General features: G+C 59.6%; 13 protein-coding genes. 2 read left to right on the top strand and 11 right to left on the bottom strand.

Annotated features, from left to right (window positions below; genetic code table 11):
- Positions 1 to 12: 12 nt before the first annotated feature.
- The 10 genes from HU743_RS06580 to HU743_RS06535 form a co-directional block, all read right to left on the bottom strand.
- Positions 13 to 2,106 (bottom strand): LTA synthase family protein, encoded by a 2,094-nt coding sequence (locus tag HU743_RS06580; RefSeq protein WP_186647701.1) that lies wholly within the window; start codon positions 2,104 to 2,106, stop codon positions 13 to 15.
- Between the two features lie 313 nt (positions 2,107 to 2,419).
- Positions 2,420 to 3,025, bottom strand: a complete 606-nt coding sequence (locus HU743_RS06575) for an START domain-containing protein (protein ID WP_186647699.1) — start codon at positions 3,023 to 3,025, stop codon at positions 2,420 to 2,422.
- 41 nt (positions 3,026 to 3,066) lie between these two features.
- Positions 3,067 to 3,321 (bottom strand): YkgJ family cysteine cluster protein, encoded by a 255-nt coding sequence (locus HU743_RS06570; RefSeq protein WP_186547011.1) that lies wholly within the window; start codon positions 3,319 to 3,321, stop codon positions 3,067 to 3,069.
- Positions 3,322 to 3,487: 166 nt separating this feature from the next.
- Positions 3,488 to 3,958 carry a translation initiation factor 2 gene (locus HU743_RS06565; RefSeq protein WP_186633193.1) on the bottom strand — a complete coding sequence of 157 codons (471 nt, stop codon included), beginning with the start codon at positions 3,956 to 3,958 and terminating at the stop codon, positions 3,488 to 3,490.
- A gap of 78 nt (positions 3,959 to 4,036) precedes the next feature.
- Positions 4,037 to 5,476, bottom strand: coding sequence for a PLP-dependent aminotransferase family protein (locus HU743_RS06560; protein ID WP_024013893.1), 1,440 nt, complete (start codon positions 5,474 to 5,476; stop codon positions 4,037 to 4,039).
- Positions 5,477 to 5,677: 201 nt separating this feature from the next.
- The gene (locus HU743_RS06555) at positions 5,678 to 6,490 is read right to left on the bottom strand and encodes an OmpA family protein (protein ID WP_186547009.1); all 813 of its coding nucleotides are present in this window, start codon (positions 6,488 to 6,490) and stop codon (positions 5,678 to 5,680) included.
- Positions 6,487 to 6,849, bottom strand: a complete 363-nt coding sequence (locus HU743_RS06550) for a DUF4398 domain-containing protein (RefSeq protein ID WP_186621645.1) — start codon at positions 6,847 to 6,849, stop codon at positions 6,487 to 6,489. The genes HU743_RS06555 and HU743_RS06550 overlap by 4 nt, the downstream gene beginning before the upstream one ends.
- A gap of 9 nt (positions 6,850 to 6,858) precedes the next feature.
- Positions 6,859 to 7,680 (bottom strand): transporter substrate-binding domain-containing protein, encoded by an 822-nt coding sequence (locus tag HU743_RS06545; RefSeq protein WP_186647697.1) that lies wholly within the window; start codon positions 7,678 to 7,680, stop codon positions 6,859 to 6,861.
- Between the two features lie 80 nt (positions 7,681 to 7,760).
- Positions 7,761 to 8,690, bottom strand: a complete 930-nt coding sequence (locus HU743_RS06540) for an FAD-binding protein (RefSeq protein WP_186647695.1) — start codon at positions 8,688 to 8,690, stop codon at positions 7,761 to 7,763.
- Between the two features lies 1 nt (position 8,691).
- On the bottom strand, positions 8,692 to 9,441 hold the full coding sequence (locus tag HU743_RS06535; RefSeq protein ID WP_186647693.1) for an electron transfer flavoprotein subunit beta/FixA family protein: 750 nt from the start codon (positions 9,439 to 9,441) through the stop codon (positions 8,692 to 8,694).
- Between the two features lie 550 nt (positions 9,442 to 9,991).
- Between HU743_RS06535 and HU743_RS06530 the strand changes: the two genes are divergently transcribed.
- Positions 9,992 to 11,656 (top strand): electron transfer flavoprotein-ubiquinone oxidoreductase, encoded by a 1,665-nt coding sequence (locus HU743_RS06530; protein WP_186547005.1) that lies wholly within the window; start codon positions 9,992 to 9,994, stop codon positions 11,654 to 11,656.
- Positions 11,657 to 11,839: 183 nt separating this feature from the next.
- Here the strand turns inward: HU743_RS06530 and HU743_RS06525 are convergent, their stop codons facing one another.
- The gene (locus tag HU743_RS06525) at positions 11,840 to 12,730 is read right to left on the bottom strand and encodes an AraC family transcriptional regulator (RefSeq protein ID WP_186623901.1); all 891 of its coding nucleotides are present in this window, start codon (positions 12,728 to 12,730) and stop codon (positions 11,840 to 11,842) included.
- A 191-nt stretch (positions 12,731 to 12,921) separates the two neighbouring features.
- Here HU743_RS06525 and HU743_RS06520 point away from each other — a divergent pair, with 191 nt between their 5' ends.
- Positions 12,922 to 13,974 carry an NAD(P)-dependent alcohol dehydrogenase gene (locus tag HU743_RS06520; RefSeq protein WP_186547003.1) on the top strand — a complete coding sequence of 351 codons (1,053 nt, stop codon included), beginning with the start codon at positions 12,922 to 12,924 and terminating at the stop codon, positions 13,972 to 13,974.

The raw sequence follows: 13,974 nt of genomic DNA, 5'->3' as shown, positions 1-13,974 counted from the left end.
TTTACCGAGTCATCAGTCCGGTTTGCCGTGGATCACACCGGCGGTGTTATCCATCAGACTCTTGGTCGCCGTTTGCAGGAACGACTCCAGCTTGAGTTTGAGTTCAGCGGTACGCGGTGCATTGGGCACCACTTCGGCGTGCGGGTTGGCACCGAGCTGGTATTGCCAGATCTTCGGCCTCATGTCCTTGTCACGCGGCAGCACAAGAATCTGATCGGCCGTGACGATGGCGGTGGTCTGCTCGCTGCCCGACGGTTTGATCACGCCGAAACCGGTATCGCCTTGCGGCAGGTTGAGCAGATCGCGGCCCCAGCACTGGTGACGCACTTCGCCACCGAGACGACCCATGATGGTCGGCACGATATCGATCTGCGTGCCTACGGTGTGGTCACGGGTGCCGAATTTTTCCTGGATGCCCGGCGCAATCATCAGCATCGGTACGTTGAAGCGGCCCAGGTCCATCTCGGTGATCTGGCGCTCGTTGCCGAAGCCGTGGTCGCCGACGATGACGAACAGGGTTTCGTTGAAGTACTTCTCTTTGCGCGCCTTCTCGAAGAACTGCCCCAGCGCCCAGTCGGAGTAGCGCATGGCAGTCAGGTGTTCGTTGAGGCTGCCACGGTCAGTGACGCGCTCGACCGGCAATGGCGTCGGCAAGGCGTATGGCGTGTGGTTGGACAGCGTCTGCAACAGCGCATAGAACGGCTTGCCGTTTTCCCGCGCCTTGAGCTCCTGCAGGCCACGATCGAACATGTCCTGGTCGGACACGCCCCAGGTCGGATCGGAGAACACCGGGTTGACGAAGTCGTTACGGCCAACGAAGTTGGTCATGCCCTGGTTGCTGAAGAAACCCGACTGGTTGTCCCAGGCGAAGTCGCCGTTGTAGACATAGACGTCGTCGTAGTCACGGGCGCTGAGCAACTGCGGCAGGCCCGACAGCTTGTGGCTGCCTTCCGGCGTCTGCATCAGGTATTCGAAACCTGGCAGATTGGGGAAGCAGGCCATGGTCGCGAACATGCCCTGGTGAGTGTGGGTGCCGTTGGAGAAGAAACGGTCGAACAGCAGACCCTCTTTCGACAGCTTGTCCAGGTACGGGGTGATATTGCCCGGCGCACCCAGCGCACCCACCGAGTGACCGGCCATGCTTTCCATCAGAATCACGACGACGTTCTTGATCGGCAGGGTCTTGTCGGCCGGTGGCGTGTAATCGCGGCGCACCGCGGCGATGTCGGCATCGACCAGTTTCTCGTCGGCCATCACCAGCATGTCGCGCACCACTTGCTGCGCCTGTTCTTGCGGCAGCGTGGCTTTCCAGATGTTGTCACGGTCTTCGCCCATGCGCGATTTGGCGGCGGCGATCAGTGACAGCGTGCCGTTGAGGCCGAGCTGGTTGGCGAAGTTCGAATCGGTGGTGTAGACATCGCCCCAACGCATGGGCGGGCCCTGACGCAGGGTGCCACGCGCGGCAACCACGCAGATCAGCAGGCAAACCACGAACACCGCCAGACGGGTGTACCACGGCGCCACCTGACGGCTGCTGACACTGCCGCCGCTGAATGGCCCGCGCGGACGTGTGGCGCGGTCGGCGCCCTTGAACGCCAGGGTCAGAATGACCGTGCCGATGACCCACGCCAGCAGATAGCGCACCACCGGGAAACCGTACCAGAGCATGCTCATCACGGTTTTCGGGTCTTCTTTCACGTACTGGAACACCAGGCCGTTGAGGCGCTGGTGGAACTCGCGGTAGAAGTCCATCTCCATCAGGCCGAGGAACAGCGCGATGCTCGAAGCGACCGTCAGCCACAGACGGAAGAAGCCGCGTGCCGCCATGGCGCGGGCGCTGAACAGCGACAGCACCAGCGGAATGCACAGGTAGACCACCAGGCGCAGGTCAAAACGCAGGCCATTGGCGAAGGCTTCGAGGAACGTCGAAGCCGGAGTGTCGAGGATCATCTCGCGGTTGTAGACCAGCAGCGCGAGGCGCAGCACGGAAAACATCACCATCATGACCAGCGCACAAAGCAGCGTGTAGGCCAGATGCGATTTGACGGTCGGTTGCAGCAGGCGAGCAGAAGATCGCTGCTGATTCAGGGCGTCCGGGTTTGCCATGTCGTTTTAGGACCCATTGGAAGTTGAAGTTGCAAAAATACAGCGGCGCCATGCCCTCTATTGGTCATTCCAGACCCCGGGGCGTGCGCAGTGCGCAAATGTTGCACGATCATCCACACCATTGCCATTGATTACTGCCCTGCCCGCTGACACTTTCATTTAAAGCAGCACAGGCGAGACAACGTGCAAAAGTGCGGGCGAATTGTCTTGGACACTTTGTGAAAATTTCGTGCAACGCATATCTGGAAACACAATATAAAGACCAAACAAAACGCCCCGAACCGGTCGGGGCGTTTTGCAGTCGGTGCGGCAATTATTTCTCGGCGCGTTCTTTCAGCGCTTTGAGCGTGTTGAACGGCGCGTCGACAACGAACTTGTTAGCCACCATCGCCGGCACACTGCCGCCAGGATTGGTGTGCACCTGATAGGTCACTTCGACCTGATCGCCCTTGGGCACGAATTTCCAGAAGCCTTTGACTTCGGTGACACGCACAAAGCCTTTCTCTTCCGGCAGATAGGTCGGCACGCCTTCAAGGTTGCGGGTCAGGCTGCCGTCAGCGCCTTCAAGGGTGGTGATCTTCAACACCGAGTCACGCGGGGTCACCGGCCATGGCGTATTGAACTGAGAATAGGTCCAGCTCTGATCGCCCTCATGCTTGAGCAGCTTCTGGGACTTGCACTCGTGAATCCAGGCGCATGCACCTGCGACATCTTCCTGCAAGGCGCGCAGTTTGGCGACGGTGGTCTTCATCAGCGCAACGCCCTGATAGGCCTTGTAATCCGAACCTGGCACTTCGCTCAGGGAAACCTTGATGCCCTGTTCGTTCTTGGCGACTTTCCAGTCCTCAGCCTGAGCAATCGAGGTGGCGAGCACAGCGGTCAAGCCACACAACACGGCGATACGATGCAGCGAACCCATAGTCTTATTCCTTATTGTTGAAGTTCCGTTCGTTTGACACATCACGCCGCGGTCATTCGCTCCCACCAGCCGATCAACCTGATCGCCTCTTCCGAACTGGCGCCACAGACTTCAACATCCGCAGCGAACCCGGAACAGACCGGCGGGCGCTCCGGGCGACCGAAAATATTGCACAGGTTATCGACCGAGAGTTGCACGCAACGTTCACCGGCAGGTTTGCCATCGGGCATGCCGGGGATCGGCGAACTGATGGAGGGGGCAATGCAGCAAGCGCCACAGCCTTCACGGCATTTCATGACGAACCAATCCTCGCGACGGACGATGTGTTAAAGGAGACGGGGCACAGAGTAACCGCTAAAACGGCTGTTTCAAATTGCCTGCGCCGTGTTTTGCGCGATAACTGAAAGTGACTGCGCAGTCACAGGAAAAGCGTCTGTTCTGCCGGTCAGAGGTGGCTGATAGTCACTGTTTGAATTCGAAATCCAGGGCAGCGCCTTCGACTTCGCGGCGTTCTTCACGCAGTTGCAATTGCATTTCGTTGCTGAGCAAACGGCCGTTGAGCTGGAAGCCGCTGTCTTTTTCGCCAAACATCTGCGGCAGGATTGCCTCGCGCTTGGGCAATTCCACTGCGCCCTTGGGCTTCAATTCTTCAACCATGTCTTTGGGTAGGCTGAGATCGAGCTTTGCCGGCGGCAATTTGGTTTTCGCCACTTCGCTGGCAGATTTCGACTTGGAAGCTACCGGGCGTCGCTTCTTTGCCGGGGTGGCTTTTTTGGACTGGGCTTTCTTCACCGGTGCCGCGGTCTTGACGGCCTTGTTGGTCGTATGGGTCGCTGCCGGTTTTTCTTGGGGAGCAGCCGCCATGACACTGGGTGCCTGACCCATCACCAGTAAACCCAGCAATACCCACGCGGCAGGAACAATCGCTTTCATGGACCCAACAAGACTAACGGCAGAGGGCCACATGCTCGCCTGTTGTGCGCGACAAGACAAGCCTGACCTGCCGCTCGTTCAGAATCCGCCAGCCGTTTCCTGACACAGTTGGGTCGCCAGCAACCCGAGTGTCATCAACGCCCTCTCCGCCTCGCGGTTCCATGGGATCCCGCAGTTCAGGCGGATGCAGTGGTTGAACTGCTCGGTATTACTGAAGATCAGGCCCGGTGCGATGCTGATGCCCTGCTGCAACGCGCGGACATGCAATTCCTGCGTGTTGACCCGCCCCGGCAAGCTCACCCACAGGATGAAACCGCCCGTGGGCCGGGACATTTGCGTGCCTTCGGGGAAGTGTTGCTGCACCGCCAACTGGAAAGCACTGAGATTTTTTCGGTATTCCTGACGGATGTACCGTAAATGCCGGTCATAGCCGCCGTTCTCAAGGTAGGCGGCGATGGCCATCTGCGTCACGCTGCAGGCCGAATGGGTACTGAAAGTCTGCAAGCGCTGGATTTCCTGCTGATACTTGCCGGCGATCATCCAGCCGATGCGCACGCCGGGCGACAACGTCTTGGAGAAGCTCGAACAGTAAATCACTCGATCAAGCCGGTCGTAGGCCTTGAGGGCCTTGGTACGGCCCTGCTCGAACATCAATTCACCGTAGATGTCGTCTTCGACAATCTGGATATCGAAATCCGAGGCCAGGCGCAGCAGTTGTTTCTGCCGCTCTTCGGGCATGGTGCCGCCCAGCGGATTGCTCAGCCTTGTGGTCAGCACCAGTGCCTTGATCGACCATTGGTTGGCGGCCAGTTGCAACGCTTCAAGGCTCATGCCGGTGGCCGGATCGCTGGGAATCTCGATGACTTTCAGGCCCAGCAGATCAGCCAGTTGCAGCAGCCCGTAGTAGGTCGGCGATTCGGCCGCGATCAGATCGCCCGGCCGGGTCAGTACGCGCAATGACATTTGCAGGGCATCGACGCAGCCATGGGTGATCACCACTTCCGAGGGGTCGACCACTACGCCGGCGTCACGCATGCGAATCGCAACTTGCCGCCGCAGCGGCTCGAATCCCGGGCTGAACATATAGCTGAACGCCCGCGGACTATGAAAACGTGTGACCTTGGCCAGTTGCTGATGCAGCGCACGGACCGGCAAATAATCGACACTGGGCACCGCGGCGCCCAACGGGAACACGCCCTCGCGGCGAGACTCGACCAGGACCTGCTGAATGATGCTGCTGCGGGTGACCAGTCCTGGCCGTTCGACCCGCGCGATGTCCGGGGTCGGCGCCGTCAGTGCGGGCGTCTGGTGGACGTAGTAACCGGACTGTGGACGGGCGCGGATCAGCCCTTGATCTTCAAGGTTGGCATACGCCTGCAACACCGTCGCATGACTGACATTGAGCTGCGAACTCATCTTGCGCACCGAAGGCACGCGCTCTCCCGGTTGATAGACACCGCGGCGGATGTCTTCGGCCAGTTGCTGAGCAATACGCTGGTAAAGCAAGAGATTGGTCATGACGCAGCACTCGATTTCACGGGCATTTTATTCTTGTGTGAAACAATACCGGAACAGTTGGGAAGTGTACTGGGACAGTTGCCACTTTAGTCGACCATACAGTGCGGTGTCAGCCCCTGTCTGTACTGTTTTGCGCGCCAGTCGACAGACGAAAAAAAGCCCGGCTCTGCATGACAGGCCGGGCTTCCCAATGACGCCGCCTCAGCGGGCGGCGCCGAGCTGGCCTTTCTCGTCGGAGAAAACAATCTCCACGCGCCGATTCTGCGCCCGTCCGCGTTCGGACGCGTTGGCATCCACCGGATATTCGTCGCCGTAACCTTCGACCTGGATGCGTTTTTCGTCGATACCCAAATCGATCAGCACATCGGCCACCGATTGTGCGCGGTCGCGGGACAGCTTGAGGTTTTCCTGCTTGCCGCCCGTGCTGTCGGTGTAGCCCTCGATGCGCACCACGCGTTTCGGATTCAGCTGCAAAAACTGCACGATCTTCAGCACCACGCGGTTGGCGGAGTTCTTCAGCTCGGCCTGGCCGGTGTCGAACAACACGTCGCCCAGGGTCATTACCAGACCACGATCGGTTTGCGTGGTAGCGAGCGCAACGATCTGTTCTTCGAGCCACTTGCCCTGCTGTTGCACGCTCAGCAGTTTCGACTCGCGCAGGGCCAGTTGCAGGCGCTGGCGTTCCAGTTCGAGCTTGGCTGCACGCTCTTCGTTGAGCACCTGATTGGTATGCTCACGGGCGATTTCGCTGTAGCGCTGGCTCAGGTAGGCGTAATGCACCACGTCCGAACCACTGCCCCAATAGGTCGACAAGCGATCGGCACGCGCCAGCGATTCTCCGGCGCGGATCACGTCTTTCGGCGCGATGCGCAGCACGTTGGAGTCTTCTTTGACTTTCTGGAAGTCGGCACCGGCCTGTTGCAGGGCCGCTTCGCTGTGCTGGCCGGCGCAGCCGTAGAGGCTCGCGCAACCGGCGAGGAGCAAGGCGCCGAATACACTGGATTTGAGGCTCATTGGGCCTCCCCGAGTTGCAGTTGCTTGCGCAGGCGGACGATGCGGGTATTGAGCACGTTCAGTTGTTCTTCGCTTTTTTGCGTCAGCACCTTGGCTTCGGCCAGACGGGCATCCAGTTCGGCCTGTTCGGCGCGCATGCGCGCATTGCGATAGGACTCGTCTGCCATGTTGCCTTTGGCCCGGTTGTACTTGGTTTCGGCCAGTTGCATTTGCGGGACTTCGTCGGCCGTTGCACCGACAGCCTTGGCCTGGGCGATGGCCTGTTCGGTCAAACGCATTTGTTCGTTAGGTGCCGGATCGGTTGCGCAGCCGGCCAAGGCCAGCACGGCCACCGCCGCGAAAAGAGGTCGAATACTCACTAAGAATCCCTACTGTTTTTGGGCACTGACAGGTTGTGGCGGCTGTTGCTGCTGCGCCTTCCAGCGCTCGATGTTGCGTTGCAGCGCGGCTTCCGTCAGTCCGGACGCGGGCAATTCTGTCATCTTTTTTGCCAGCTGTCCGCGCAACCACGGATCGTTGCAGGCCGAGTTATGGGAAACCGCGAGGAACAGGCCCGGTCGATCGATAGGTTGTTCGAAGGCCAGCAGGTCCTCGGTCATGCCCAGTGCCTGCGCGGCGGCCATGCCTGAGTAACGTCCGGCGAGTACATATTCAACTTCACCCAGCAGCAATTTCTGAAAGGCCTGGGTGAGGTTGGCTGTCCGGGTAAGGGTCAGATTCTGCTCGGCGAAAGTGCTGAATGCCTGGGTCATTCGAGACTTTTCCGACACACCGCCGGTGTGCCCGCGCAAGTCCATGGCTTCGCCGTACAGCAACGTCGAGCCTTTGCGCGTCCACACCAGGTAGTCATTTTCCAGCAACGGCGGATGGGTGTAGTCGAGGTTTTCCAGTTCGTTGACGACCAGCGGCGCGTCGGCCAGCAGGTCCATGCGCCCGCTGCGCACTTCATCGAGGGCTTGCGCGCGTTTGCCGGCGTAGAGCAACTCAACCTTGATGCCGAGGTCCTTGGCGACGTGCTGCAACAGATCGGCGCTGGCACCGATCAACTGCTTCGGATTCTGCGGATCCTGCCACAGGTACGGCGGCGCGTCCGGGCTGCCGGTGACGACGAGGCGCTCGCACTTGCCGGCGGCCGCGGCCACGCCCGGTAACAGGACCAATCCCAATAACAACCTGCGACGCAGATCCATGGCGAAACGCTCCCAGTCAAATCCGAAACAAAAAAAAGCCCGACCATCAGGCCGGGCTCTTTATAAGTGAAGCCGCCGGATTAGACCAGCTTCTCCAGCTCAGGGATTGCTTCGAACAGATCCGCCACCAGGCCGTAGTCGGCCACCTGGAAGATCGGCGCTTCTTCGTCCTTGTTGATCGCCACGATCACTTTGGAGTCTTTCATGCCGGCCAGGTGCTGGATCGCGCCGGAGATACCGACGGCGATGTACAGCTGAGGCGCAACGATCTTGCCGGTCTGACCGACCTGCATGTCGTTCGGTACGAAACCTGCGTCGACCGCAGCGCGCGAAGCACCGACGGCAGCGCCCAGCTTGTCGGCCAGGGCGTACAGGTGTTTGAAGTTGTCGCCGTTCTGCATGCCGCGGCCGCCGGAAACGACGATCTTGGCAGCGGTCAGTTCCGGACGATCGGACTTGGCCAGCTCTTCGCTGACGAAGCTCGAAGTACCGGCGTCGTGCGCAGCACCAACGGCTTCAACGGCCGCCGAACCACCTTCAGCGGCAACCGGGTCGAAACCGGTGGCACGCACGGTGATGACTTTGATCGCAGCGGTCGATTGCACGGTAGCGATGGCGTTACCGGCATAGATCGGACGCTTGAAGGTGTCAGCGCTTTCGACCGAGATGATCTCGGAGATCTGATCGACGTCCAGCGCAGCAGCAACGCGCGGCAGGATGTTTTTACCGTTGGAGGTGGCGGCGGCCAGGATGTGGCTGTAACCCTTGCCCAGTTCAGCAACCAGCGGAGCAATGTTTTCCGGCAGTTGGTGCGCGTAAGCGGCGTTGTCAGCGTTGAGGACTTTGCTCACGCCAGCGATTTTCGCCGCGGCTTCGGCCACCGGGCCTGCGCCCTGACCTGCCACCAGAACGTGGATGTCGCCGCCGATTTTGGCCGCGGCAGCCACGGTGTTCAGCGTGGCCGGGGCCAGCACTTTGTTGTCGTGTTCAGCGATTACCAAGATAGTCATGTCAGATTACCTTCGCTTCGTTTTTCAGTTTCTCGACCAGTTCAGCCACCGACTTGACCTTGATGCCTGCGCTGCGTGCAGCCGGCGCTTCGACTTTGAGGGTCTTGTTGGTGGAGGCGGTGGAAACGCCCAAAGCGTCCGGAGTCAGCACTTCGAGAGGCTTCTTCTTGGCTTTCATGATGTTTGGCAGGGACGCGTAGCGCGGCTCGTTCAAACGCAGGTCGGTGGTGACGATGGCTGGCAGTTTCAGCGAAACGGTCTGCGCGCCGCCGTCGATTTCGCGGGTCACGGCAACGCTGTCGCCGGAGACTTCGACTTTCGAGGCGAACGTGCCCTGACCGTAGCCGCTCAGTGCAGCAAGCATCTGGCCAGTCTGGTTGTTGTCGCTGTCGATGGCCTGTTTGCCGAGGATCACCAGTTGAGGCTGTTCCTTGTCGACCACAGCCTTGAGCAGCCTGGCCACGGCGAGCGAGGTCAGGTCTTCAGCGGATTCGACGAGGATGGCGCGGTCGGCGCCCAGAGCCAGTGCGGTACGCAGCTGTTCCTGAGCGGTGGACGGGCCGATGGAGACGACGACGATTTCAGTCGCAACACCTTTTTCTTTCAGGCGTACGGCTTCTTCCACTGCGATTTCGCAGAACGGGTTCATCGACATCTTGACGTTGGCGAGGTCTACGCCGGAATTGTCCGCTTTGACGCGAACCTTGACGTTGTAATCCACAACGCGTTTGACAGCTACAAGAACCTTCATGGATTCCTCGTTACTCTCCGGTGAAAAGAAAGTCGCCTAGGCGAACCTGGCGGTTGATGCTCATCAGGCTAAAAGGGCACCTCTAAAAACGCCGACGGGTCTGCCGGGTGATTGCACGTTACAAAGGCTGATAACCGTTCGTCAGGGGTGACTGAGCAGTCATCGATCTTCACGCGGTGTAAACTGCGCGCCCAAGCTGCGCTGTGCCTCACCTGCCACTGCGTGCGCCCTGTCTTTAGAGGTGCTCTTGAAACCGCCAGTCTGCTTACGACTAGCGCAAAACCGCCCGTATCTTGACCGGAACACCTATTCCGGTCAATACAGCAAAATGACCATTCATAAGCCGCGCTTCTTTGATTTCTCTGGGCTGGAGCCGATTCAAACAAACGTTTGTATTGGACGCTGAGAGTGGTGTAGATATAATGCGCCGCCTAGAGAGAAAGGTGGATTCGCCAATATTCCCTTTGACGTTAACGTAAAGGCAATACGGATGCGACATCAACCTCCAAATTAGAAAAAAAACTGTTGAGCCTTGAGTAGGAGATAGCCTGTGGAACGCGAATACATGGAATTCGACGTCGTCATCGTCGGTGCCGGCCCCGCTGGTCTGTCCGCCGCCTGCCGCTTGAAGCAGAAGGCCGCTGATGCCGGTAAGGAAATCAGCGTCTGCGTGGTCGAAAAAGGCTCCGAAGTCGGCGCACACATCCTCTCCGGTGCGGTGTTTGAACCGCGCGCTCTGAACGAATTGTTCCCGGACTGGAAAGAACTTGGCGCGCCGCTGAACACGCCGGTCGCTCGCGATGACATTTTCGTGCTGAAAAACGCCGAAAGCGCACAGAAAATTCCAGACTTCTTTGTGCCCAAGACCATGCACAACGAAGGCAACTACATCATTTCCCTGGGCAACCTGTGCCGCTGGCTGGCCCAGCAGGCCGAAAACCTCGGGGTGGAAATCTATCCCGGTTTCGCCGCCCAGGAAGCGCTGATCGACGAAAACGGCGTAGTGCGCGGGATCATCACCGGTGATCTGGGCGTCGACCGCGAAGGCAACCCGAAAGAAGGCCTGTACACCCCGGGCATGGAACTACGCGGCAAGTACACACTGTTCGCTGAAGGCTGCCGTGGCCACATCGGCAAGCAACTGATCAAGCGCTACAACCTCGACAGCGATGCCGACGTTCAGCATTACGGTATCGGCCTGAAGGAAATCTGGGAGATCGACCCGGCGAAACACCAGCCAGGCCTGGTGGTGCACACCGCCGGCTGGCCGCTGGACATCATGGGCACCGAGAACACCGGCGGCTCGTTCCTCTACCACCTGGAAAACAACCAGGTGGTCGTCGGCCTGATCGTTGACCTGTCCTACAGCAACACCTACCTGTCGCCGTTCGACGAATTCCAGCGCCTCAAGCATCACCCGGTGCTCGCGCAGTATCTGGAAGGCGGCAAGCGCATCAGCTACGGTGCCCGCGCCATTGCCAAGGGCGGCCTGAACTCGCTGCCGAAAATGGTCTTCAAGGGCGGCGCGCTGATCGGTTGCGACCTCGGTACGCTGAACTTCGCCAAGATCAAAGGCAGCCACACCGCAATGAAGTCCGGCATGCTCGCCGCTGAATCGGTCGCTGATGCGCTGTTCGCCGAGCAAGACTGCACAGTCGAATTGACCACTTACGTCGACGCATTCAAGAACAGCTGGCTGCACGAAGAACTGTTTGCCAGCCGCAACTTCGGCGCGGCGATTCACAAATACGGCGCGATCATCGGCGGTGGTTTCAACTGGCTCGACCAGAACATCTTCGGCGGCAAACTGCCGTTCACCCTGCGCGACACCAAGCCGGACTACGCCTGCCTCAAGCTGGCGGCTGACTGCAAGAAGATCGATTACCCGAAACCCGACGGCAAGCTGAGCTTCGACAAACTGAGTTCGGTGTTCATCTCCGGCACCAACCATGAAGAAGAGCAGCCCTGCCACCTGAAGCTGACCGATCCGAGCATTCCGATCAGCAAAAACCTGCCGCTCTACGACGAACCGGCACAGCGCTACTGCCCGGCCGGCGTATACGAAGTGATCACCAAGGAAGACGGCGAAAAGCGCTTCCAGATCAACGCCCAGAACTGCGTGCACTGCAAGACCTGTGACATCAAGGACCCTGCGCAGAACATCACCTGGGTCACGCCGGAAGGTGCTGGTGGACCAACTTACCCGAACATGTAAGTCGATGCGCTGAACGAAGAGGCTCCCGACATGGGGGCCTTTTTGTTGCCCAGAATTCCTCTGACACCACAAAACAACTGTAGGAGTGAGCCTGCTCGCGATAACGGTGTGTCAGCCAGCATCATTGGCACAGACATACCGCTATCGCGAGCAGGCTCACTCCTACAGGGGATCTTCGTCGACTTAGGCAGCGCGCTCATCCCCCGGGCTACGCTCAAAATAACGTTTGTACTCGCGGCTGAATTGCGACGTGCTCTGATACCCCACCCGATGCGCCACCTGCGCCACGCCCAGACCCTCGGCCACCAGCAAGGTCTGCGCCTTGAGCAACCTCAGCCGCTTCAGATACTGCACCGGCGACAATAACGTGCTGCGTTTGAAATGCTCATGAAACGTCGACACGCTCATGTTCGCGCAACCGGCCAGGGTCTCGACGTTCAACGGCTCGGTGTAATGCGCGTGCAAATGGCTGATCGAAGCCGCCACCCGCGCGAACTGCCCCTGCTGTTCCACCAGCGCGCGCAAGACATCCGCCTGCGGCCCGCGTAGCGCGACGAACAACAACTCGCGCACCCGCGCCGGACCGAGAATCTGGCATTCCAGCGGATCGTGCAGGCAACTGAGCAGCCGCTCGACACAGCCACGCATGTCATCGTCGAGCACCACCGAGGTCATCGATTCCGGCGTCTGCGCCGGGATATGCCGCCCCGGCGCCAGGCCCATCGCCAGCACCAACTCACCGAGCTGCACCCGATCAATTGCCACCGAGACACCGAGCAAGGGTGCGTCGGGCAAGGCAAAGGTTTCGCACTCGAAGGGCACCGGCAGTGCCTGAATCAGGTAATGCCCGGCGCCATATTCCATGGTCCGCGGGCCGAGGAACGCCAGTTTGCTGCCCTGGGCGATGATCATCAGGCTCGGTTCGTAAATGTGCGGGCCACGGGCGACATCGCAACTGGCGCGCAGCACTTGCACGCCGGGCAAGCCGGTCTGGCTGTAACCATCACGCAGCGCCAGCGGTTCGATCAGCGAAACCAGCCGGGCGTTGGCATCAAGATGACGAGTTAACTGCATCGAAAAAGTCTTCGCAAAAATCAGGGAAAAAAGGGATGAAAACATCATCGCAGATCCATTGCCCCCTGCGACCGTCAAAACCTGCATGCCGGAGAATTAGGCATGAGACCCGGAGGAATCGCCATGGCCGCACGCTCAGTCGGCGCCCAGAATGCACCGCCTCACTTGTCACTGCTTTTGCGAGGTCACTCATGTACACCGCCATCGGCTATGCCGCCCAATCGGCCACCACGCCCCTCGCCCCAATGAAATTCGAACGCCGCAGCCCACGGGCCGACGACGTGGCGATCGAAATTCTCTACTGCGGCGTCTGCCATTCCGACATCCATCAGGCGCGCAATGAATGGGGAATCGCCGTTTATCCGCTGATGCCCGGCCACGAGATCGTCGGAAAAGTCACCGCTGTCGGTGCGAATGTCACCCGGCATAAAGTAGGCGATCTGGTCGGTGTCGGCTGCATGGTCGACTCTTGCCGCACCTGCGAAGCCTGCCAGTCAAATCTGGAGCAATATTGCCTCGAAGGCCCGACCATGACCTACGCCACGCCAGACCGGGTGGACGGCAGCAACACCATGGGCGGTTATTCGGACAGCATCGTCGTCAGCGAACACTTTGTGGTGCGCATTCCGGAAAAACTGGCACTGGCCAGCGCCGCGCCGATTCTCTGCGCCGGCATCACCACCTACTCGCCGCTCAAGCACTACGGTGTCAAAGCGGGCGACAAGGTCGGGATTCTTGGCATGGGTGGCCTGGGCCACATGGGCATCAAGTTTGCCAAAGCCATGGGCGCGGAAGTGACCCTGTTCACCCGCTCGGCGAGCAAAGCCGAAGAAGGCCGTCGTCAGGGCGCCGATCACGTGATCGTCTCCACCGACGCCGAGCAGATGAAAGCCGCCGCCGGGTATTTCGATTTCCTGCTTGACACCATTCCAGTGCAGCACGATCTCAATCCGTACCTCGACACCCTGCGGTTTGACGGCGTGCACATTCTGGTCGGTCTGATCGAGCCAGTTAACCCACCGGTCCACGCCGGCAAACTGGTGATGAGCCGTCGTGTGCTGGCCGGTTCCCTGATCGGCGGTGTCGCCGAAACCCAGGAAGTGCTGGATTTCTGCGCCGAGCACAACATCACCTGCGACATCGAAATGCTCGACATCCGCCAGATCAACGAAGCCTACGCGCGGATGATCGCCGGTGACGTGAAATACCGCTTCGTCATCGACATGGCGACGTTGAAGGCTTAA

The organism is Pseudomonas sp. SWRI99, from assembly GCF_014270125.1.
Lineage (GTDB): Bacteria > Pseudomonadota > Gammaproteobacteria > Pseudomonadales > Pseudomonadaceae > Aquipseudomonas > Aquipseudomonas hamedanensis.
The sequence above is the reverse complement of the archived record's forward strand: the minus strand, read 5'-3'. Positions and strand labels throughout refer to the sequence as shown.